We start from the raw sequence: 21,288 nt of genomic DNA, 5'->3' as shown, positions 1-21,288 counted from the left end.
GCGATGGACCGACCGTCTTCCCGCCAGCCGCTGCAGCGGCAATTCGAGACCCACGACGGCCAGGCGCTGTTCTATCGCCACTGGCCCGCGGTCGAGGCCCCGGCGCGCGGCGCCGTGCTGCTGTTCCACCGTGGCCACGAGCATTCCGGCCGGGTCGCCCACCTGGCCGACGAGCTCAACCTGCCCGGACACGACATCTTCGCCTGGGACGCGCGCGGCCATGGCAATTCGCCCGGCGAGCGCGGCTACAGCCCCAGCCTGGCCGATTCCGTTCGCGATATCCAGACCTTCACCGCGCATATCGCCGAGGTCCACGGCATCCCGCTGGAACGCACCGCGGTGATCGCGCAGAGCGTCGGCGCGGTGCTGGCCGCGACCTGGGTGCACGACTACGCGCCGCCGATCCGCGCGCTGGTGCTGGCGTCGCCGGCGTTCAAGGTCAAGCTGTACGTGCCGTTCGCGCGGCCGGGGCTGAAGCTGATGCAGCGCCTGCGCGGCAAGTTCTTCGTCAACAGCTACGTCAAGGCCAAGTTCCTGACCCACGATCCCGGGCGCATCGCCAGCTATGACAGCGATCCGCTGATCACGCGCCCGATCGCGGTCAATATCCTGCTCGACCTGTACCAGACCGCCGAGCGCATCGTCGCCGATGCCGCAGCGATCACGGTGCCGACGCAGCTGCTGATCTCGGGCGCCGACTGGGTCGTGCACCGCGGCCCGCAGGACCGCTTCTACGAGCGCCTGGGCTCGCGCACCAAGGAACGCATCGTGCTGGACGGCTTCTACCACGACACCCTCGGCGAGCGCGACCGCAAGCAGGCGGTCGATGCCGCGCGCCGCTTTATCCTGCGTGAATTCGACACGCCGTCGGCGCCGCGCTCGCTGCTCGACGCCGACCAGATCGGCCCGTTCCGCGAGGAGGCGGACCGCTTGGCGTCGGCGCCGGGCGCGCTGGCCGCCTGGTACTGGCGCGCGGCGCGGGCCAACCTGAAGCTGGGCGGGATGCTGTCGGACGGGGTGCGGCTCGGCCATCAGACCGGCTTCGACTCGGGCTCGACGCTCGACTACGTTTACCGCGACACGCCGTCCGGGCGCGGCGCGCTGGGCCGGCTGGCCGACCGGCAGTACCTGGACGCGATCGGCTGGCGCGGCATCCGCCAGCGCAAGGTCCACGCCGAGGCGCTGATTGCCGAGGCGGTGCTGCGCCTGCGCGCGGCCGGCACGCCGGTGCGCATGGTCGATATCGCCGCCGGCCATGGCCGCTACGTGCTGGAAGCACTGGGCGCGCTGGAGGGGGGCGCGGGCGCGGTCGAGTCGATCCTGCTGCGCGACTACAGCGCGCTGAACGTGGAGCAGGGCCGCGCGCTGATTGCCGCCAAGGGCCTGCAGGACGTGGCCCGCTTCGAACAGGGCGATGCCTTCGACGGCGACAGCCTGGCCGCGCTGGCGCCGGCGCCGACGCTGGCGGTGGTATCCGGCCTGTACGAACTGTTCCCCGACAACGCCATGGTGCGGCGCTCGCTCGACGGGCTGGCGCGCGCGGTGCCGCCGGGCGGCTACCTGGTCTACACCGGCCAGCCCTGGCATCCGCAGCTGGAATTCATCGCGCGCGCGCTGACCAGCCATCGCGCCGGCGCCGCCTGGGTGATGCGGCGCCGCTCGCAGGCCGAAATGGACGAACTGGTGCGGGCCGCCGGCTTCGACAAGGTCACGCAGCGCATCGACCCGTGGGGAATCTTCACCGTCAGCCTGGCGCGCAGGCGCGGCGCATGAGCACGGTGCCGACCCAGGCCGGCGCCGCCGCACGCCCGCGCCGGCCCTGGGGCCTGGCGTGCCTGCTGCTGGCGCTGGCCGGCGCGTTCTTCTTCTCCAGCTATGGCTTCGCCAACTGGCTGGCGAGCCAGCGCGCCGAGGTGCCGTCGTTCTACTTTGAATGGGAGCGGGGCATTCCGTTCCTGCCCTGGACCATCGTGCCGTACTGGTCGATCGACCTGCTGTACGGCATCTCGTTCTTCCTGTGGCGTAGCCGCGCGGCGCTGCTGACGCACGTGAAGCGGCTGGTGCTGGCGCAGCTGGTGTCGGTCGCGTGCTTTATCGCCTTCCCGCTGCGCTTCAGCTTTGCGCGGCCCGCTGCCGACGGCCTGCCGGGCCAGCTGTTCACGCTGCTGGGCGGCTTCGACCTGCCGTTCAACCAGGCGCCGTCGCTGCATATCAGCCTGCTGGTGATCCTGTGGGTCGCCTTCGCGGCGCACCTGCGCGGCGGCTGGCGCTGGCTGCTGCACGGCTGGTTTGCGCTGATCGGGGTGTCGGTGCTGACCACCTGGCAGCATCACCTGATCGACGTGCCCACCGGCGCGCTGGTGGGCTGGCTGTGCGTTTACCTGCTGCCGATGCAGCTGCCCGCAGCCGCGGCCGGCGTGCCCGGAGCGCGCACGCGGCAGCTGTCGCGCCGCTATGTCGTGGGCGCGCTGGTGGCGCTGCTGTGCGCGGTGCTGGCGCTGGGCGCATCGGTGACGCTGGCGTTCCTGCTGCTGTGGGCCGCGCTGGCGCTGGCCTGCGTGGCGCGCATCTACGCGCTGGCGGCGCCGGCGTGGTTCCAGAAGGACAGCGACGGCACCATGGCACCGGGCGCGTGCTGGGTGCTGGCGCCTTACCTGCTGGGCGCCTTCCTCAATTCACGCTGGTGGACGCGGCGCGCGCCGCAGGCCAGCGCGATCGCGCCGGGCGTCTGGGTGGGCCGCTTCCCGATAACGTCCGAGCTGCGCACGCTCGGCGCGGATGCCGTGCTTGACCTCAGCGCCGAGCTGCCGCGCGCGGCCGCGGCGCCCGGCCTGGCCTATCGCTGCATACCCGTGCTGGACCTGACCGTGCCGACCCCGCAGCAGCTCGCGCAGGCGGTGGCGCAGCTCGACGCCTGGCAGCGGCAGGGCCGCCGCGTGCTGGTCAGCTGCGCGCTGGGCTATTCGCGCAGCGCGCTGGTCGCGGCAGCCTGGCTGGCGCGGCGGCAGGGCCTGCGCGACGCCGGCGCCGCGCTGGCGGCGCTGCGCCAGCACCGGCCCGCCGTGGTGCTCGGGCCAGAACATGCGGAGGCGCTGCAGCGTTGCCTCGACCGTGCTGACACCCAGGGGCCTGCCGATGGCGGCTGACCGGGACGCTGCCATGGATGCTGACTTCGCGCGCTGCACCGATGCGTGGATTGCGCACGCGGTGACGGGCGCGCTGTCAGGGGCCGCGTGGATCGGCGCGGCCGGACTGGCGTTCGCCATGCTGGCGGCCTGGCCAGGGGCGGACACCGCGATGTCGCGCTGGCCGGCGGCGCTGGCGCTGCTGCTGGCGCTGCCGCAGCTGTGGCTGCTGCTGCGCGTCGCCATCGACCAGCGCCTGTTCGCTGCGCTCGCGGCCGGCGCGCCGGACCAGCCCGGGCTGGCCAGGCTCGATGCCGCGCTGCTCGAACTGGGCTGGATGCCCGCGGCGCGCGCCGCACGCCCCCTGGCCGAGCGCGCCCGCGGCGCGCTGCGCCTGGTGCGCGCCAGCGCCGCACTGACCGTGTGCCAGCTGCTGCTGGCCTTGCTATCGCTGATGCTGAGGTAACCAAACATGTGGCTTGCCCGCGCGACCGCGCGCGCGATCATCGTCTTCGCCCGGCTGCTCACGGGCATGCGCGCCAACTGGCAGGGCTGCATCCCGGCCGCGGTGCAGCGCGTCTACTTTGCCAACCACAGCAGCCACGGCGATTTCGTGCTGATCTGGGGCTGCCTGCCGCCCGAGCTGCGCACGGTGACGCGGCCGGTGGCGGGCGCGGATTACTGGCAGACATCGCCGCTGCGCCGCTTTATCGGCCGCGACGTGTTCCGCGCGCTGCTGATCGACCGCACCCGCAGCGAACCCGGCAGCGACCCGGTGGCGCTGATGCAGGCCGGGCTGGCGGCGGGCGATTCGCTGATCCTGTTTCCCGAAGGCACGCGCAACACCACCGACGCGCGCCTGCTGCCGTTCAAGAGCGGCATCTACCACCTGGCGCGGGCCTGCCCCGAGGTCGAGTTCGTGCCGGTGTGGATCGACAACCTGAACCGCGTGATGCCCAAGGGCGAAGTGGTGCCGGTGCCGCTGCTGTGCACCGTGACCTTCGGCCAGCCGCTGCGGCTGGCCGCCGACGACAGCAAGGAAGCGTTCCTTGCGCGCTGCCGCGACGGCCTGCTCGCGCTGGCCCCCGAACTGGAATGAATGCCATGCCCACCCTGCACTGGAGCCGCGAGACCTGGCTGCTGTTCGGCGGCCTGTTCGGCGTACTGCTGCTGGCTTCCACCGTGACCGCGCTGCTGCGCTGGCGCGTCGCGGGCGGCGGCCAGCACGCGGTGATCGACAACCTGGGACAGCGCGTGTCGGCCTGGTGGTGGATGATCGGCATCATGGGCGTGGCCTTTGCGCTGGGGCGCACCGCGGTGATCGTGCTGTTCTACCTGCTGTCGTTCTTTGCGCTGCGCGAGTTCGTCACCATCATCACCACGCGGCGCGGCGACCATCGCGCCATCGTCGCCGCCTTCTTCGTGTTCCTGCCGCTGCAGTACGTGCTGGTCTATATCGGCTGGTACGGCATGTTCTCGATCCTGATTCCGGTCTATGCCTTCCTGGTGCTGCCGATCCTGGCCGCGCTGTCGTCCGAGACCACGCGCTTCCTGGAGCGCTGCGCCGGGGTACAGTGGGCGGTGATGGTGTGCGTGTTCTGCATTTCGCACGTGCCGGCGCTGCTGACGCTGCCGATCCCGGGCTTCGATGGGCGCAACCTGCTGCTGATCGCCTTCCTGGTGATCGTGGTGCAGGGCAGCGACGTGCTGCAGTACGTGTGGGGCAAGCTGTGCGGCAAGCGCAAGATCGCGCCGTTGCTGTCGCCGTCGAAGACCGTCGAGGGCTTTGTCGGCGGCGTTGCCAGCGCCACCGCGCTGGGCGCGGCGCTGTGGTGGATCACGCCGTTTTCGCCGTGGCAGGCCGGCGCGATTGCGCTGGTGATCGCGCTGATGGGCTTCCTCGGCGGCCTGGTGATGTCGGCGATCAAGCGCGACCGCGGCATCAAGGACTGGGGCCACATGATCCAGGGCCACGGCGGCATGCTCGACCGGCTCGACTCGGTGGTGTTCGCCGCGCCGGTGTTCTTCCACATCACGCGCTATTGGTGGGTGCCCTGAGCGCAAGCGCCGGGCCACAGGGGCTTCATAGCGCCGTTTCCGCGCACCATGCCACCACGGCATCGCGGAAGTCCTGGCAGATCGGCGACAGGTAGCCGTCGGCGCGCCACAGCACGGCCAGTTCGTGCTGCCACGACGTGCCCGGGGCCTCGATCGCGACCAGCCCCTGGCCTTCGGCCTGGCGCAGCATGCGCGGCGGCATGATGCCGAGCAGGTCGGAATGCCGCAGCAGTTCGCCGAAAGCGACCGGCGACGCCGTGCTTTCCACCGCCACGCGCGGCGGCGGCAGGCCGACCGCGGTGAAGCGCTCTTCCAGCCACTGGCGCAGGTACAGCGAACTGGCCGGCACCACCCAGCGTTCGCCGGCGAGGTCGGCGAGCGAGCGCAAGCGGTCGAGGCGCGGGTGGGCGCTGCGGCACACGATCTGCATGCTGAGCGGGCCGAGCGGAAGCCAGGCCACGTCTGCCGGCACGCTGCCGGGGCGCGCGGCAAGGATCAGGTCGGCTTCGCCGTTCTGCAGCATCGTCAGCAGGCGCGCGCTCAGGTGGGTTTCGATCGAGAACGTGGCCAGCGGCCGGCTCAGGAAGAAGCGCGCCAGCAACGGCGACAGCAGCGACGGCAGCAGGTAGGGGATGGCGCCCAGGCGCACCGTGCCCGCACGCGCGGCGCGCTGCTCGGCCAGTTCGTTGCGCATGTCGCCGGCGGCCAGCGAGATCCGGCGCGCATGCGCGGCCAGGGTGCGGCCCGCGCCGGTCGGCACCAGCCCGCGCGGGGTGCGCTCGAACAACGGCATGCCGGCTTCGCCTTCCAGCCGCGCCAGCGTTTTGGACAAGCCGGACTGGGTCATGCCCAGGTCGTCGGCGGCGCGGTGCAGGTTGCCCTGGTCGATCACGACCAGGAAGGCTTCTAGATCCTCGAATCGCATGGGGCGGCTGGCGCTGGGGGTGCGGGCCATTGTAGCGCCATGCCTGCCAGGACTTGGCTCGCGCCGAGCGGGAATCACGCCGGCCCGGACGCTGGCCTAGACTGCGTGGCATCCCTCGCGCACCGCATCGCAGTGGACACCGCAGCGGCGCTACAGAAGGGAGCCAAGGACAGGAGACAAAGCGATGCCATACCGTTCCGCGCGGCTGCGCACAGCCGTGGCCGCCATGTTGCTGGCGGCCGTTCCGAGCGTGATGCCGGCCGCAGCCGAGGCCGCCGATTCCGCCCCTGCCGAACCCTATCCGTCGCGGCCGCTGACCATCGTGGTGCCGTCGGTGGCAGGCAACGTCAACGACGCCGTGGCGCGGCTGATCGGGCAGGAACTGACCAAAAGCTGGGGCCAGCCCGTGATCGTCGACAACAAGCCCGGCGCGGGCACCACTACCGGCACCAAGTATGTCGCCAGGGCGCCCCGGGACGGCTACACCGCGCTGCTGACCTTCACCGCGCACGTGCAGAACCCATCGCTGTACCGCGGCATCGGCTATGACCCGATCGCGGATTTCACGCCGGTCAGCGAGGTGGCGATCTCGTCCACCATCCTGGCGGTGTCGCCCGACTTTCCCGTGCGCACGCTGCCGGAGGTGGTGGCGCTGCTCAAGGCCAATCCCGGCAAGTACCCGTATGGCTCGTACGGCGCCGGCACCACCGGGCATATCCTGGGCGAGTTGCTCAAGCGCGAAGCCGGCCTGCAGATGGAGCACGTGGCCTACAAGGGCGGCGCGCCGCTCGCCACCGACCTGGCCGCGGGGCATGTGAAGCTGGGCTTTATTGCCGTCGGCACGGCGATGCCGCTGCTGCAGGCCAGCAAGCTGGTGCCGGTGGCGATCGCCGGGGCCGAGCGCTCGGCCTTGCTGCCCAGGGTGCCGACCTTCCGCGAAGCCGGCTACCAGGGCTTCGAGCCCGATGCCTGGATGGGGCTGCTGTTCCCGGCCGGCGTGCCCCGGGCGCGGGTCGACGCGCTGTCGCGCGAGGTGGCGCGCATCGTGCGCCTGCCGGAGATCGCCAGGAAGATGCAGGACCTGAACCTGGTGCCGGTGGGCAGCACGCCGGAGCCCTTCGCCACGGTGATGAAGAACGACCGCGACAAATGGAGTCGCATCATCCGCGATGTCGGCATCACGCTGGAGTAAGGGATTGACCATGCAAGACAACGACTATCTGGGACTGGTCTGCTCGCGCTGGTGCCACTGGAGCGAACTGGAGCTGCAGCGCCTGTCGCGCCAGCCGCTCGGGCCGGGACAGGTGCGCATCCGCGTGCGGCATGCGGGCGTCGGCTTTGCGCTCAGCCTGTTCGTGTCGGGCAAGTACCAGCGCAAGCCGCCGTTGCCGTTCACGCCCGGCACCGAAGCGTCTGGCGAGATCCTGGAGGTCGCGCCGGACGTGACGCGGCTGCACGTGGGGCAGCGCGTGGCGGCGGCGCTGGACTGGGGCGGCTTTGCCGAAGAAGTCGTGACGACCGCGGACACGGTTTATCCGGTGCCGGACGGCCTCGCCCTCGCGCACGCCGCCGCGCTGCCCATCACCTACGGCACGGTGTGGGCCGCGCTGGCGTGGCGCGCTGCGCTGCAGCCGGGCGACACCATGCTGGTCCACGGCGCCAGCGGCGCACTCGGCACGGCGGCGGTGCAGGTGGGCAAGCTGATGGGCGCGCGGGTGATCGCCACCGCCAGCACCGCGGCCAAGCGCGAAGCTGCACTCGCCAACGGCGCTGCGCATGCGCTGCCCGCCGATGCCGAGGCGCTGGCGGCATCGGTCAAGGCGCTGTGCCCGGCCGGCGGCGCCGACGTGGTGTTCGACCCGGTCGGCGGCGACCTGTTCGACGCCTCGCTGCGCTGCGCGGTACCGGGCGCGCGGCTGCTGTCGATCGGCTATGCCAGCGGCCGCATCCCGTCGGTGCCGGCCAACCTGCTGCTGGTGAAGAACCTGACGCTGGTCGGCTTCAACTACGGCTACTACATCGGCTGGGGGCTGACCGACGAGCGCCGGCGCTTTGCGCCGAGGGTGCAGGCCATGGTCGGCGAGATCATGCAGGCGGCCGCCAGCGGCCGGCTGGCGCCGCCGGTGCTGCAGCACTTTGCGCTGGGCGACTGGCTCAACGCGGTCGACACCACCATGTCGCGCCGCGCCATCGGCAAGGTCATGCTGGATATCTGAACGGAGCCCACTTATGCATGATGCAACCGCGGCGAGCACGGACGATGCCATGTTCGACGGCCTGACCGTGCTCGACCTGAGCCAGGGCATCGCCGGCCCGTACTGCGGGCTGATCCTGCGCGAGCAGGGCGCGCGCGTGATCAAGGTCGAGCCGCCGGGCGGCGACTGGTCGCGGCAGATGGGGCGCATCCGCGCCGGCCAGACCGCGATCGCGGTCGCCTGCAATGCGGGCAAGGAGAGCGTGGTGCTGGATGCGCGCAGCGCCGACGGCCGGGCTGCCATCGGCCGGCTGGCGCAGCGCGCCGACGTGGTGATCCAGAATTTTCGCCCCGGCGTGGCCGAGCGCATGGGCGTCGGCTACCAGGCCCTGGCCGCGCACAACCCGGCGCTGGTGTACGTCTCGATCTCGGGCTACGGTCATGCCGGGCCGCTGGCGCACCGGCCCGCGGTGGATACCACCATGCAGGCCTACAGCGGGCTGATGCATCTGAACCGCGACGCCGCCGGCCAGCCGCGCCGCATCGCCTTCTTCTTGGTCGACCTGGCCACCGGGCTGTACGCGTCGCAGCAGGCCTCGGCGGCGTTGTACAAGGCCGCGCGCAGTGGCCGCGGCCGGCATGTGCGGCTGTCGCTGCTCGAGACCAGCGCCGCGCTGCAGTCCTACCTGATGGTCGACGACGCCATGTTCCCCGACGCGGAACTGGCGGCGGCCAACGCGCCGACCGGGCTGTTCGAGGCGGCCGATGGCGCGCTGTACCTGAGCATGCTCAACGACGCGATGTTCCTGCGGCTGGCCGGGCTGCTGGGTTGCGACGACTGGCTTGCCGATACCACGCTGCACAGCAGCGCGGGGCGGTTGCCGCGCGCGGCGGAACTGGGCCGGCGCGTGGCGCAGGCGCTGGCCGCGCGGCCGCTGGCGCACTGGGAAGCGCTGCTGACCGAGCACGATGTGCTGTTCGCGCGCGTCGGCCATGCGCGCGAGCTGCTGCAGAGCGCGCAGTGCGCGCAGGCGGGGGTGTTCGGCCGGCTGGCGCTGGCGGGGATGGGCGAGGTGCCGTGGGCCAACCTGCCCGGCATGGCGGGACGGGAGCGGCCGGCGGGAAGTGCGCCGGCGCTGGGCGAGCATACCGCGGCGGTGCTGGCGGAGTTCGGCATCGGCGCCTGAAGCGGGCCCGCAAAAGAAAAACGGACGGTGCGCGATTGCGTACCGTCCGTGTTCCCTTGTGCGTTGGTAGGCTCGATTGGACTCGAACCAACGACCCCCACCATGTCAAGGTGGTGCTCTAACCAGCTGAGCTACGAGCCTAGCGAAGGCGCGAATTATAGAGAGCCCTTTACGATTGCGCAAGCACCCCGCGCGACTTTTTGCGCGGGTGCCTGCCAGGGCGCGTCAGGCAGCGCCGATGCGGTCGCGCAGTTCGCGCTTCAGCACCTTGCCGATGGCGCTGCGCGGCAGGCTCTCCACTTCGTGGATCTGTGCCAGCCGCTGGGTCTTGCCAAGGCGTTCATTGGCCCAGGCCAGCACATCCTGCGCGCTGGCACCGCCGTCCGCGCGCAGCGAGACAAAGGCCACCGGGGTCTCGCCCCAGCGCTCCGACGGCACGCCGACCACCGAGACTTCGGCCACCGCCGGGTGCTCGCGCACCACCGCCTCCAGGTCGCTCGGGTAGATGTTGAAGCCGCCCGAGATGATCATGTCCTTCTTGCGGTCGAGCAGCACCAGGAAGCCGTCTTCGTCAAAGCGGCCGATGTCGCCGGTGCGGATAAAGCGCTGGCCCTGCGCGTCGTGCCATTCGGTCTCGGCGGTCTTCTCGGGCTGGTTGTGGTAGCCGTTCATCATCGCCGCCGAGCGGCCCACCACTTCGCCGGTGCTGCCGGGCGGCAGCTCGCGGCCGGACTCGTCGATGATGCGCACGTCGGCGCCGCTGGCGGGGCGGCCGACGGTGTGCAGCTTGTGCGGGAACTGGTCCGCGAACAACAGGCAGCCGCCGCCGCCTTCGGTCATGCCGTACAGCTCGGTCAGCGCGCCGGGCCAGCGCCGCAGGATCTCGGCCTTCAGCGCCGGGCTGCACGGCGCGCTGGTGCAGAACTTGTGCCGGAAGGCGGACAGATCGTGCTGGTCGAACGCCGGATGCGCCAGCAGGCGCTGGTACTGCACCGGCACCAGCATGGTGTGGGTGACGCGATGCTGCTGCGCCAGCGCCAGGTACTGGCCGGCATCGAACTTCGCCATCAGGATGGCCGTGCCGCCCAGGCCGATGGTGGGGAAGAAGCTGGCCAGCGTGGTGTTGGAGTACAGCGGCGTCGACAGCAGCGTGACCGCGTGCGTGCCGTAGCCGGTGGCGGCGCCGCGCGATACATGGGCCCAGCGCATGCCGTGCGATTGCACGATGCCCTTGGGCGTGCCGGTGGTGCCGGACGAATAGATGATGTTGAGCGGCAGCTCCGGGCGGATCTCGGGTTCCGTCACCGGCGTGCCGGCGGGGGCCAGCCAGTCCGCGTAGGGCCGGCCCGCGTCGCTGCCGTCGAGCGTGACCACGGGCGTGCCGGCCAGGCGGGCACGCACCGGCGCCAGCGCGTCGGTGACGCTGGCGTCGGCGAACACGATGCGCGCGCCCGCGTCGGCAATCATGCCGGCCAGGCTCTCCGGCGTGGACGACGGCGCCAGCGGCGCGACCACCACGCCGGCGCGCACCGCGCCCAGGTATACCGCGGCATATTCGATCGACGACGCGGCGCAGATGGCGATGGCTGCGCCGGGCCGCACCCCGTCGCGCGCCAGCGCCGCGGCAATGCGGTCCATGGCGGCGTCGAGCCCGGCGTAGTCGAGCACGCGCTCGCCGTGCATCAGCGCGCGTTGCCCGGGGCGCTGCGCGGCGTGCTCGCGCACGAGCACGGACATGGTGGTGAAGGGACGTTGGAGCGGAGTCGGTCGGGTCATGTCGGGCGATGGGTTGGATGCGGCAAGCCTTACTGGATCTGCGCGCCAGAGTCCTTCACCACCTTGCTCCAGCGGTTGATCTCGGCGTCGATATGGGTGCGCAGCGCGGCGGGCGTCGAGCCCACCGGTTCATAGCCGTTGGCCGCCAGCGTGGCCTTGAGCTCGGGCTGGCGCAGCACGGTGGCAATCTCGGTGCTGAGCCGGTCGATCACCGGCTGCGGCGTGCCGGCCGGCGCCAGCATCGCGTACCAGCCGGTGATGCTGATGCCGGGAACGCCGGCCTCGGCCAGCGTCGGCACCTCGGGGGCGACGGCGGCGCGCTGGCTGCCGGTGACGGCGAGCGCGCGCAGCTTGCCGCTCTTCACGTGCGGCAGCGTGGTCGAGATGCTGTCGAAGGTGAGCTGGACCTCGCCCGACAGCATCGCCGTGACCACCTGCGCGCTGCCCTTGTACGGCACGTGGGTCATCTTGATGCCGGCCACGGAATCGAACAACTCGCCGGCCAGGTGGCCGGTATTGCCGTTGCCCGCCGAGGCGAATGTCAGCTTGCCGGGCGCGGCCTTGGCCTCGGCGATCAGCTCTTTCACATTGGTGGCCTGCAGCGACGGGCTGCCCGCCAGGATCATGGGCAGGTTGGCCACCAGCGACACCGGCGCGAAATCCTTGCGCGTGTCGTACGGCAGTTTGGGATACAGGCTCGCGTTGATGGCATGCGCGGCCAGCACCATGATCAGCGTGTAGCCGTCGGGTTTGGCGCGCGCCAGCGCCTGGCTGGCGATGGTGCCACCGGCGCCGGGCCGGTACTCGAGCACCACTGGCTGGCCCAGCCGCTCCTGCAGCTTCGCGGCGACCGGGCGCGCCAGCAGGTCGGCGCTACCGCCGGGCGGGTAGGGGATCAGCAGCTGGATCGGGCGCGCCGGCCAGCTCTCGGCGCCGGCGCCGCCTGGCAGGGCGGCTGCGGCGGCGGTGGCCAGCATCGCCGCCAGCCACGCGCGGCGGCCCCGGGCGAGGCGCGGAGTGGATGCCATCGGTTGTCTCCTGGTTGTGCCGGCCGCGCACGCAGCCGGGGTCCCTGCGCCGGATCCGGCGGGGAAGTGGATGACCAACGGTAATGGCGTAAGGCCGCCAGCGGAATTCTTAAATCGATAAGTCTGGCTTTTTGCCGGCGAAGCGGTCCGGGGAATCCTGGACCGGCATCCGGTTCCGGCTAATGGCGGGCCGGATGGCTGGTCGGATGCGGCGGGCTGAACCAGTAGGGCACCAGCGCGGCGGCGACCAGCACCGCCGCCGACAGGAAGATGGCGGCATAGGTGGACGGCAGCGGCCAGCCGCGCACATGGCCGGCATTGGCGATCAGCCCGAAGGCCCACGAGGCCAGCGCCGAGCCCAGGAACACGAAGGTATTGAGCAGCCCCAGCCCGCGCCCGCGCTGCGACGGCGGGATCAGCCCGCGGCCCTGCGCCATCACCAGCGGATGCAGCATGCCGATGGTCGACAGCAGCGCCATCATCGCCACCCCATGGCCGACGCCGCGGTCCGGCCACAGCGCCACCAGCACGCCCCCGGCCATGGCAAGGCACGACCAGCCGGCGATGGTGGTCTTGAGTGTGCTGCGCCGCACCAGCACCGGCAGCAGGAAGGCGGTCAGGAAGCCGGCCAGGCTCAGCAGCGTCAGCGCCACGCCGCGCGTCGCCGAGCCCAGGCCGAACACGTCGGCCAGGTAGGGCCCGCTCCAGGCATTGCGGAAGGCGGTGCCGGCGGCCATCGCCACGCACAGCGGGATCAGCGTCCACAGCGGCGCCAGCCTGAGCAACTGCAGGCTTTGCGCCAGCATCGCCGGCCACGACGCGCCGCGGGCCTCGGCATGGCCATGGTCGCGCACGCAGCGCCACACGCCATAGCAGGCCCCCACCATGCCCAGTGCGGATACCGCCATCGACGGCCGCCAGCCCACCAGCGAGATGGCCCAGCCCAGCGGCGCGGTCGCGCACAGCGAGCCGATCATGCCGGTGGCGTTGGAGCGGCTGACCACGCGGGTGTAGTCGCGTTCGGACAGCTGCTCCGAGGCGAAATGCAGCAGGCCCATGAACACCGGCGCGCACGCCAGCCCCAGCCCCACCTGCGCCAGCGTGGCCGCGGCGCCGTTGGGCGCCAGCACGAACAGGATCGACGACAGCGCGCCCACCGCCAGAAGCAGCGCGGTCGGCCGGCCCACGCCATAGCGGTCGAAGGCGATGCCGACCGGGATCTGCGCCACCGCAAAGGCCAGGAAGAACGACGACGACAGCGCGCCGAAGCCCGCCGGCGACAGGCCGAAATCGTGCTGCAGCTCGGGCGCCATCACCGCCAGGCACGAGCGGAAGAACTGGCTGAGCGCGAAGGCAAAGGTCAGGACGGCGATGCCGCGCACGGCATACGTGGCCGTGCTGCGCGCGGGCATGGCGGCGGCGCCTGGAGGCGATCCGGGAGGGGGGTTATTGCTGGGGGTCACGGCGTCAGTGGCGCTGTCTCTGCCGCGAGTGTAGGGCCTGCGCGCGTTGCCGGATCAACGGTTGGCCGGTGTTCGCCCAGATTGCGCGGGCACGGAGCTGCGCTGGCGCTTGGGTGCTCCCTCTCCCGCAAGCGGGCGAGGGGAGCAAACCGGCGCGGGATTTACCGCATCAGCCCGGCAGCGCGTCGTACGTCAGCAGGAACACCTGCTCGTCGCCCGCGCTGACCGGCAGCCACACGATCTCCAGTTCCGGGAATGCCGCTTCCACATTGGCATGCTCGTTGCCGATCTCGACCACCAGCACGCCGCCCGGGTTCAGCCGCGCCCTGGCGCCGGCGATGATCCGCCGTACCACGTCCATGCCATCGTCCCCGCCGGCCAGCGCGATGCGCGGCTCGGCCTGGTATTCCGCCGGCAGCGCCTGCATCGACGCTTCATTGACGTAGGGCGGGTTGGTCAGGATCACATCGTAGGTCGCGCCATGCGGCAGCGGCGCGTACAGGTCGCCCTGGTAGAGACGGATGCGGTCGTCCATCTTGTAGTCGGTGACGTTGCGGCGCGCCACGGCGAGCGCATCGGGCGAGATGTCGACCGCATCGATCTTCGCGTTCGGCCACACATGCGCGGCCAGGATCGGCAGGCAGCCGGAGCCGGTGCACAGCTCCAGCACCGGGCCGATGCTGTTGCTTTCGCCGACCCAGGGCTCCAGCCCTTCCTGCAGCAGCTCGCCGATAAAGCTGCGCGGCACGATCACGCGCGAATCGACGTAGAAGCGCAGCCCGTGCATATAGGCCTCGTGCGTGATGTAGGCCGCGGGCACGCGCTCGTTGACGCGGCGGTCGATCACCTTCAGCACGGCCTCGACTTCCTCGGGCAGCAGCCGCGCATCGAGGAAGGGATCGAGCGTATCCAGCGGCAGGTTCAGCGTATGCAGCACCAGGTAGGCCGCCTCGTCATAGGCGTTGGCGCTGCCATGGCCAAAGGACAGGCGCGCGGCGGTAAAGCGCGACACGGCCAGGCGCAGCAGGTCGCGCACGGTGCGCAGGGGGGAGGGTGTTGCCATGAGGGTGGTCTTTGCGAAAAGTTCAGGCGATCAGGCGTTCCAGCACGCCGCGGTACACATTCTTCAGCGGCTCGATGAAGCGCACTTCGACGTGCTCGTCGATCTTGTGGATGCTGGCGTTGGGCGGGCCGAACTCGATCACCTGCGGGCAGATCTTCGCAATGAAGCGGCCGTCGGAGGTGCCGCCGGTGGTCGACAGCTCGGTGTCGAAGCCGGTCTCGGCCCGGATCGCCGACGACAGCGCTTCGGACAGCTCGCCGCGCGGGGTCAGGAAGGGCTCGCCGCCCAGGGTCCAGTCGAGCGTGTAGTCGAGGCTGTGGCGGTCCAGGATGGCGTGCACGCGCGCCTTCAGGCCCTCGGGCGTGCTCGCCGTCGAGAAGCGGAAATTGAAGTCGATGGTGACGTGGCCCGGGATCACGTTGGTGGCGCCGGTGCCGCCGTGGATGTTCGACATCTGCCAGCTGGTGGGCGGGAAGTATTCGTTGCCCTGGTCCCAGGTTTCGGCGGCCAGCTCGGCCAGCGCCGGGGCGGCGTCATGGATCGGGTTGCGGCCCAGGTGCGGGTAGGCGATATGGCACTGGATGCCCTTCACCGTAAGCTTGCCCGACAGCGAGCCGCGGCGGCCGTTCTTGACCATGTCGCCGAGCGCGTTGACCGAGGTCGGCTCGCCGATCACGCAGTAGTCGAGGCGCTCGCCGCGCGCGGCCAGCGCCTCGACCACCTTGACGGTGCCGTCGTGCGCCGGGCCTTCCTCGTCGCTGGTGATCAGGAAGCCGATCGAACCGGCATGCGCGGGATGGGCCTTGACGAATTCCTCCACCGCCACCACGAAGCCGGCGATCGAGGTCTTCATGTCGGCGGCGCCGCGGCCGTACAGCTTGCCGTCGCGGTGGGTCGGCGCGAACGGGTCCGAATGCCACTGCTCCAGCGGGCCGGTCGGCACCACGTCGGTATGGCCGGCAAACACCAGCAGCTTGCCGTCCTTGCCCTGGGTGCCGCGCCTGACTGCCCACAGGTTGGTCACGCGGAAATCGTCGGGCCCGCTGACCAGCGCTTCGCAGTCGAAGCCGATTGCCTTCAGGCGGGTTTCCAGGATGGCCTGGCAGCCTTCGTCGGCGGGCGTGACGGAGCGGCGGCGGATCAGGTCTTCGGTAAGGGCGAGGGTCGGGTTCATCGGACGGCGGAATCGGAAATCAGAACTGGCTGGCGTATTGGTCGGCGGAGAAGCCGACCATCACCTTGCCATCGTGGGCCAGCACCGGGCGCTTGATCAGCGACGGGCTTTGCTGCATCAGCGCGATCGCGCCGGCTTCTTCGTCGGCGCGGGCTTTGTCGGCATCGGTCAGCGCGCGCCAGGTGGTGCCCTTGCGGTTGAGCAGCGTGGCCAGCGGCACGTGCCGCAGCCAGCCGCGCAGCATGGCTTCATCCACGCCCTGCTTCTTGAAGTCGTGGAAGGTGTAGGCCACGCCGTTGGCATCGAGCCAGGTGCGGGCCTTCTTGACGGTATCGCAGTTGGGAATGCCGTAGAGCAGGACGGTCATGGCAGGTCTCGGGTAAGTCGATGCGGAATCCGCTCGGGAAGCCGGCGGGTTCAGCGCAACAGCAGGTTCAGCGCGATCACCAGGCTGCCCAGGCCCAGCGCCACGCCGCCCATCGCCACCGCGGTCATCAGGCGCAGGCGCCGGTCCAGCCGGGCGGCTTCCTTGCGCAGCGCGTCGATGGTGATGGCATGCTGCTCGGCCAGCAGCTTGACCGCCTCGGCCTGCTGCACGAGCGCGGCTTCGAGCTCGGCGATGCGGGCCGCGGGGTCGCGGGCGTCGGCCACCGCGGCGTCGGGCGTGCCGTCCTTGCGCTTGTTCTTCTTCAGTTTCTCGAGGGTCTTGTTGGCCTGCTCGAGAATGGTGGGCAGCAGGGAAAGCACGGTGCTGACGGTGGTGGGATCCAGGGCCATGAGTCGCTTGCGGAGGGAGGGCATGTTCAGCCTGGCCAGGCGGGTGACGACGGCAAATCTGCCCCGGGGCCCGTTTCCGGAGGCCCGGGGCGTCGCGGCCCAAGCGGGCCGCGAACGGCGATCAGTCGCCGCGCAGCAGGTCGTTCAGGCTGGTCTTGGCGCGGGTCTGCGCGTCGACCTTCTTCACGATCACGGCGCAGTACAGGCTGTACTTGCCGTCCTTGGACGGCAGGTTGCCCGCCACCACCACCGAGCCGGCCGGCACGCGGCCATAGTGGATCTCGCCGGTTTCGCGGTCGTAGATCTTGGTCGACTGGCCCAGGTACACGCCCATCGAGATCACCGAGTTTTCCTCGACGATCACGCCTTCCACGACTTCCGAACGCGCGCCGATGAAGCAGTTGTCTTCGATGATCACCGGGTTGGCCTGCAGCGGCTCCAGCACGCCGCCGATGCCCACGCCGCCCGACAGGTGCACGTTCTTGCCGATCTGCGCGCACGAACCGACCGTGGCCCAGGTGTCGACCATGGTGCCTTCATCGACGTAGGCGCCGATGTTGACGTACGACGGCATCAGCACCGCGTTCCTGGCGATGAACGAGCCGCGGCGCGCCACGGCGGGCGGCACCACGCGGAAGCCGGCCTTGGCGAAGTCGTCGCCGCTCCAGTTGGCGAACTTGGTCGGGACCTTGTCGTAGAACTGGGCAAAGCCGCCGGCGCTCATCGGCGCGTTGTCTTCCAGGCGGAACGACAGCAGCACGGCCTTCTTGACCCACTGGTTGACGATCCAGTCCTTGCCTTGCTTCTCGGCCACGCGCAGCGTGCCGGCATCGAGCTGGCCGATGACATTGGCAACGGCCTCGCGGATGTCGTTGGGGGCGGACTTCGGCGACAGGCTGGTGCGGTCTTCCCAGGCCTGGTCGATCAGGGCTTGCAGAGCTTGCGTCATGTTAGGTTCTCAGGTGATGAATGTTGATGTTCGGGAGTCGAGCCTCGGGCGTTTCAGCCTCGACCGCTTGTTTGCTCCCCTCTCCCGCGTGCGGGAGAGGGGCCGGGGGTGAGGGCAGGCGGTGGCATGCCGACACACGTCGCCTGGTGGACACGCCGGCCCTCACCCCAACCCTCTCCCGCAAGCGGGAGAGGGAGAACACAATGGGACAAGCCTGGCCCTCAGCCCAGTCCCTTGCAGAATTCCACGATCCGCCGCGCCCCCTCCACGCATTCCTCCGGTGTCGCCACCAGCGCCATGCGCACGCGGTTGGCGCCCGGGTTGATGCCGTCGGCCTCGCGCGCCAGGTAGCTGCCCGGCAGCACCGTGACGTTCTGCTCGGCCAGCAGCCGCGCGGCGAATTCGGTATCGGACAGGCCGGTGCGCGAGACATCGGCCCACAGGTAGAAGCCGGCATCGGGCAGCGCCACGTCGAGGACTTCCGCCAGCATCGGCGTGACTTCGCTGAACTTGCGCACATAGGCGGCGCGGTTCTCGCGCACATGCGATTCGTCGTTCCACGCGGCGATGCTGGCGCTCTGCACCGCCGGGTTCATCGCGCCGCCGTGGTAGGTGCGGTAGAGCAGGAACTGCTTCAGCAGCGCGGCGTCGCCGGCGACGAAGCCGGAGCGCAGGCCCGGCACGTTGGAGCGCTTGGACAGGCTGGAGAACACCACCAGGCGCTCGAAGCGGTCGGGGCCGTTCGCGCGGCCCAGCTTGTGCGCGGCCTCGAGCGCGCCCAGCGGCGCGCGGCCCTCGTCGAAATAGATCTCGGAATAGCACTCGTCCGAGGCGATCACGAAGCCGTAGCGGTCGGACAGCGCGAACAGCTGCTGCCAGTCTTGCAGCGACAGCACCGCGCCGGTCGGGTTGCCGGGCGTGCAGACAAAGAGCAGCTGCACCTGCTGCCAGACCTCGTCGGCAATGCGGTCGAAGGCCGGGGCGAAATTGCGCGCCGGGTCGCTGTTGGCGAAGACCGGGGTGGCGCCCGCCAGCAGCGCCGCGCCTTCATAGATCTGGTAGAACGGGTTCGGGCACAGCACCAGGGCGCCCGGCCGGGTGCCGTCGACCACGGTCTGGGCAAAGGCGAACAGCGCCTCGCGCGAGCCGGTCACGGGCAGCACCTCGGTGGCGGCGTTGACCTTGGGCAGGCCGTAGCGGCGCTCCAGCCAGCCCGCGATGCACTGCCGTAGTGCATCGGAACCGGCCGTTGTGGGATAATTCGCCAGCCCCGCAAGCGACTCTGCCAGCGCTTGCTTGATGAACGCAGGCGTCGGATGCTTGGGTTCACCGATGCCGAAGCTGATGGCCGGCTTGTCGGCAGCCTTTACTTGCGCAAAGAGCACCCGCAGTTTCTCGAACGGGTAGGGCTGGAGCAGGTCGAGGCGCGGATTCACAGTGTCAGTCGGGGCCGGTTAAAACGACGCATTATAGAGGAACGGCGCGGGTTTCCGTGCGCCGGCCCGGCCCGCCAGGCGGTCTTTGGGGGGTGGGCCGCCACGGATGGCGGGCATCACGCCACGGTGATGCCGCCGGCGCCGTCCGGACGCTGCCCGCCGCGCATGGCGGGCGCTCCGGCTCGCCTCGCACCGATTCCTTTATGAGCACAAATTCAGTTGCGGCGCCGCTGGCGCCGGCCGACCGCCATGCGGTCAAGGCATCGCTTTCCATCCTGATCGGCGCCTCGGTGTGGGGCATCGCCTGGTTCCCGTACCGGGTGCTGGCCGGCTGGGGGCTGGGCGGCATGCATGCCGCGGCGCTGGTCAGCGCGGTCGCGGCGGTGCTGTCGCTGCTGGCGTTCCGCCGGCACCTGGGCGGGCTGCGCCCGCACTGGCTGTTCCTGGCGATCAGCCTGGCGGCGGGCGTGACCAACGCCGGTTTCGTCTGGGGCAGCGTCAACGGGCACGTGATGCGGGTGCTGCTGCTGTTCTACCTGACGCCGGTCTGGACCGCGCTGTTCGCGCGGCTGTTCCTGGGCGAGCGCCTGTCGGCGGCCGGGCTGGCGCTGGTGGGACTGGCGCTGTTCGGCGCCGGGCTGATGCTGTGGACGCCAGCGGTCGGCGTGCCGCTGCCGGGCTCCGCCGCGGAATGGTCCGGGCTGATCGGCGGCATGGGCTTTGCCGTCAACAACGTGCTGTCGCGCCGCGCCGGGCAGCGCTTTCCGGACGCCGACGCGCGCGTGCGCACGGTGGTGGTCTACCTGGGCTGCACCGTGGTCGGCGTGCCGGCCGCGCTGCTGCTCGACGGCCCGGCGGTGGCAGTGGTGCCGGGCGCTCAGGTCAGCGCGGCGATGCTGGTGCTGGGGCTGGCGGCAGTGCTGGTGGTCAGCAACTCGGTGGTGCAGTACGGGCTGCAGCGGCTGCCGGCCAACCGCGTGTCGCTGCTGATGCTGTTCGAGATCGTCATCGCCGCGGTGTCGTCGTGGTGGCTGGCGACCGAGGTGCTGAGCTGGAAGGAGGCCGCGGGCGGCCTGTGCATCATCGCCGCCGGCGCCTTGTCCGGGCTGGTGCACCGCAGCCGCGCCGCGCCCGCGCCGGCCCCGGGCGCCGAGGCCGCGGCCTGCCACTAGCCCAGCCCGGCGCGGCTCAATGCAGGATCACCCGCGACACCATCGCCACCAGCGGCGCGCGCACCGCGCGCTCCACGCCGCGGTGCAGCTGCAGCGGCCGCAGCAGCATCTTGACGGTCATCTCGATCGGGATGTTGCGGCGGATCACGCCTGACACGCGCGTATTGAGCGCACGCACTTCCGCCTCGGGCACCGCGTCGACGCCGCGTTCCATGCGCAGCACATTGCGCAGCGCGATCGCCGCGTCCTCGTTCTTGATTTCCAGCAGCCGGCGCGCCAGCGCGCCCAGCACGCGCAGCCGGCCCGGGCGCTCGGCTTCGGCGAAACGGTTGAAAAAGTGGAAGAAGTGCTTGTAGTGGCGCACCTCGTCGTTGGAAATGCGCCGCGTCAGGTCGCGCAGCACCGGTTCGTCGCTGGCCTGCTCGAGCGCCCGGTAGTAGGCCGCGGTGCCGGTTTCGACCACGCAGCGCGCCGCCATCTCGAGCGCCTCGGTGGGCTCGAACTGGTCGATCGAGCAGGTCTGGCTGTACTCGGCGAAGAAGCGCGCGTAGCCGCGCTCCCAGTCGAATTCCGGCCAGACATGCTCGACATAGCGCCGCAGCGCCAGGCCATGCTGCAGCTCCTCGGCTTCCCAGTGCTCGGACAGCCAGCCGGCGGCTTCGGGCACGCGGGCGTAATAGGTGGCCAGGTTGCCGGCATAGGTGTCGGAGCCGCTCTCGATGAACGAGGCCGACACCAGCAGGTAGAACAGGTCGCGGTCGCCGCGCACGCGCGCGACGTCGATCGCCTCGTATCGGATGTCGTTGACAGACCACGGCCGGGCGGCCGCTGACGGTTCACTCATGCTCTGTCCTCCTGGTTGGCCAAAGGCTCAAGGGGCGTTCATGGTGCGTGGGGCCGGAGCGCATCCGGCATCACGCCGACAGAGCAGAGACTAGCATTTACCCTAATTAGTTTCAGG

General features: G+C 70.5%; 20 protein-coding genes and 1 tRNA gene. 9 read left to right on the top strand and 12 right to left on the bottom strand.

The genetic code is table 11. The features are described from left to right. Window positions 1-3: 3 nt before the first annotated feature. Genes A3AG_RS0112460 through A3AG_RS0112440 form a run of 5 tightly spaced genes read left to right on the top strand, consistent with a single transcriptional unit; the run spans window position 4 to window position 5,183 of the window. The gene (locus tag A3AG_RS0112460; protein WP_018005720.1) at window positions 4-1,773 is read left to right on the top strand and encodes a bifunctional alpha/beta hydrolase/class I SAM-dependent methyltransferase; all 1,770 of its coding nucleotides are present in this window, start codon (window positions 4-6) and stop codon (window positions 1,771-1,773) included. Next, on the top strand, window positions 1,770-3,146 hold the full coding sequence (locus A3AG_RS0112455) for a phosphatase PAP2/dual specificity phosphatase family protein (protein ID WP_018005719.1): 1,377 nt from the start codon (window positions 1,770-1,772) through the stop codon (window positions 3,144-3,146). Before A3AG_RS0112460 ends, A3AG_RS0112455 begins: the two co-directional genes overlap by 4 nt. Window positions 3,147-3,159: 13 nt before the next feature. Next, window positions 3,160-3,591, top strand: a complete 432-nt coding sequence (locus tag A3AG_RS0112450) for a hypothetical protein (protein ID WP_018005718.1) — start codon at window positions 3,160-3,162, stop codon at window positions 3,589-3,591. 6 nt (window positions 3,592-3,597) lie between these two features. Next, window positions 3,598-4,224 carry a lysophospholipid acyltransferase family protein gene (locus A3AG_RS0112445; RefSeq protein WP_018005717.1) on the top strand — a complete coding sequence of 209 codons (627 nt, stop codon included), beginning with the start codon at window positions 3,598-3,600 and terminating at the stop codon, window positions 4,222-4,224. Continuing rightward, window positions 4,221-5,183 (top strand): phosphatidate cytidylyltransferase, encoded by a 963-nt coding sequence (locus tag A3AG_RS0112440; protein WP_018005716.1) that lies wholly within the window; start codon window positions 4,221-4,223, stop codon window positions 5,181-5,183. The genes A3AG_RS0112445 and A3AG_RS0112440 overlap by 4 nt, the downstream gene beginning before the upstream one ends. 25 nt (window positions 5,184-5,208) lie before the next feature. Here the strand turns inward: A3AG_RS0112440 and A3AG_RS0112435 are convergent, their stop codons facing one another. After that, window positions 5,209-6,108 carry a LysR family transcriptional regulator gene (locus A3AG_RS0112435; RefSeq protein WP_026164145.1) on the bottom strand — a complete coding sequence of 300 codons (900 nt, stop codon included), beginning with the start codon at window positions 6,106-6,108 and terminating at the stop codon, window positions 5,209-5,211. A 184-nt stretch (window positions 6,109-6,292) separates the two neighbouring features. Between A3AG_RS0112435 and A3AG_RS0112430 the strand changes: the two genes are divergently transcribed. The 3 genes from A3AG_RS0112430 to A3AG_RS0112420 are packed head-to-tail and all read left to right on the top strand — an operon-like array spanning window position 6,293 to window position 9,489. Then, window positions 6,293-7,300 carry a tripartite tricarboxylate transporter substrate binding protein gene (locus tag A3AG_RS0112430; RefSeq protein ID WP_018005714.1) on the top strand — a complete coding sequence of 336 codons (1,008 nt, stop codon included), beginning with the start codon at window positions 6,293-6,295 and terminating at the stop codon, window positions 7,298-7,300. 10 nt (window positions 7,301-7,310) lie between these two features. After that, on the top strand, window positions 7,311-8,324 hold the full coding sequence (locus A3AG_RS0112425; protein ID WP_026164144.1) for an NADPH:quinone oxidoreductase family protein: 1,014 nt from the start codon (window positions 7,311-7,313) through the stop codon (window positions 8,322-8,324). A gap of 13 nt (window positions 8,325-8,337) precedes the next feature. Next, window positions 8,338-9,489: a CaiB/BaiF CoA transferase family protein gene (locus tag A3AG_RS0112420; RefSeq protein ID WP_018005712.1), complete on the top strand. Its 1,152-nt coding sequence runs from the start codon at window positions 8,338-8,340 to the stop codon at window positions 9,487-9,489. A 64-nt stretch (window positions 9,490-9,553) separates the two neighbouring features. Here A3AG_RS0112420 and A3AG_RS0112415 read toward each other — a convergent pair. The 10 genes from A3AG_RS0112415 to dapC all read right to left on the bottom strand — a co-directional run bounded on the left by A3AG_RS0112415 (window position 9,554) and on the right by dapC (window position 19,155). Then, window positions 9,554-9,630: transfer RNA gene (locus tag A3AG_RS0112415), tRNA-Val, on the bottom strand. A gap of 84 nt (window positions 9,631-9,714) precedes the next feature. Next, window positions 9,715-11,265, bottom strand: coding sequence for a class I adenylate-forming enzyme family protein (locus tag A3AG_RS0112410; RefSeq protein ID WP_018005711.1), 1,551 nt, complete (start codon window positions 11,263-11,265; stop codon window positions 9,715-9,717). A gap of 29 nt (window positions 11,266-11,294) precedes the next feature. Further along, on the bottom strand, window positions 11,295-12,293 hold the full coding sequence (locus tag A3AG_RS0112405; RefSeq protein ID WP_018005710.1) for a tripartite tricarboxylate transporter substrate binding protein: 999 nt from the start codon (window positions 12,291-12,293) through the stop codon (window positions 11,295-11,297). A 179-nt stretch (window positions 12,294-12,472) separates the two neighbouring features. After that, complete coding sequence (locus A3AG_RS0112400; RefSeq protein WP_018005709.1) at window positions 12,473-13,756, bottom strand: MFS transporter; 1,284 nt, start codon at window positions 13,754-13,756, stop codon at window positions 12,473-12,475. Between the two features lie 169 nt (window positions 13,757-13,925). Beyond that, a complete protein-coding gene (gene prmB / locus A3AG_RS0112395; RefSeq protein WP_018005708.1) occupies window positions 13,926-14,819 on the bottom strand; it encodes a 50S ribosomal protein L3 N(5)-glutamine methyltransferase in 894 nt (297 codons plus the stop codon). 22 nt (window positions 14,820-14,841) lie between these two features. Further along, a complete protein-coding gene (gene dapE / locus A3AG_RS0112390) occupies window positions 14,842-15,993 on the bottom strand; it encodes a succinyl-diaminopimelate desuccinylase (RefSeq protein WP_018005707.1) in 1,152 nt (383 codons plus the stop codon). Between the two features lie 19 nt (window positions 15,994-16,012). Then, the gene (locus A3AG_RS0112385) at window positions 16,013-16,360 is read right to left on the bottom strand and encodes an ArsC family reductase (RefSeq protein ID WP_018005706.1); all 348 of its coding nucleotides are present in this window, start codon (window positions 16,358-16,360) and stop codon (window positions 16,013-16,015) included. Between the two features lie 50 nt (window positions 16,361-16,410). Beyond that, complete coding sequence (locus A3AG_RS0112380) at window positions 16,411-16,794, bottom strand: hypothetical protein (protein ID WP_018005705.1); 384 nt, start codon at window positions 16,792-16,794, stop codon at window positions 16,411-16,413. 97 nt (window positions 16,795-16,891) lie between these two features. Continuing rightward, window positions 16,892-17,719: a 2,3,4,5-tetrahydropyridine-2,6-dicarboxylate N-succinyltransferase gene (dapD, locus tag A3AG_RS0112375; protein WP_018005704.1), complete on the bottom strand. Its 828-nt coding sequence runs from the start codon at window positions 17,717-17,719 to the stop codon at window positions 16,892-16,894. Window positions 17,720-17,940: 221 nt separating this feature from the next. Beyond that, complete coding sequence (gene dapC / locus A3AG_RS0112370; protein ID WP_018005703.1) at window positions 17,941-19,155, bottom strand: succinyldiaminopimelate transaminase; 1,215 nt, start codon at window positions 19,153-19,155, stop codon at window positions 17,941-17,943. A gap of 203 nt (window positions 19,156-19,358) precedes the next feature. On the opposite strand from dapC, the gene A3AG_RS0112365 reads away from it, so the two are divergent. Then, on the top strand, window positions 19,359-20,327 hold the full coding sequence (locus A3AG_RS0112365; RefSeq protein WP_018005702.1) for a DMT family transporter: 969 nt from the start codon (window positions 19,359-19,361) through the stop codon (window positions 20,325-20,327). Between the two features lie 16 nt (window positions 20,328-20,343). On the opposite strand, the gene A3AG_RS0112360 is transcribed toward A3AG_RS0112365, so the two are convergent. After that, complete coding sequence (locus tag A3AG_RS0112360; RefSeq protein WP_018005701.1) at window positions 20,344-21,171, bottom strand: ferritin-like domain-containing protein; 828 nt, start codon at window positions 21,169-21,171, stop codon at window positions 20,344-20,346. Window positions 21,172-21,288: the final 117 nt, after the last annotated feature.

The organism is Cupriavidus neocaledonicus (assembly GCF_000372525.1).
GTDB classification, from domain to species: domain Bacteria; phylum Pseudomonadota; class Gammaproteobacteria; order Burkholderiales; family Burkholderiaceae; genus Cupriavidus; species Cupriavidus neocaledonicus.
This window is presented reverse-complemented; position numbering and strand designations above follow the sequence as displayed.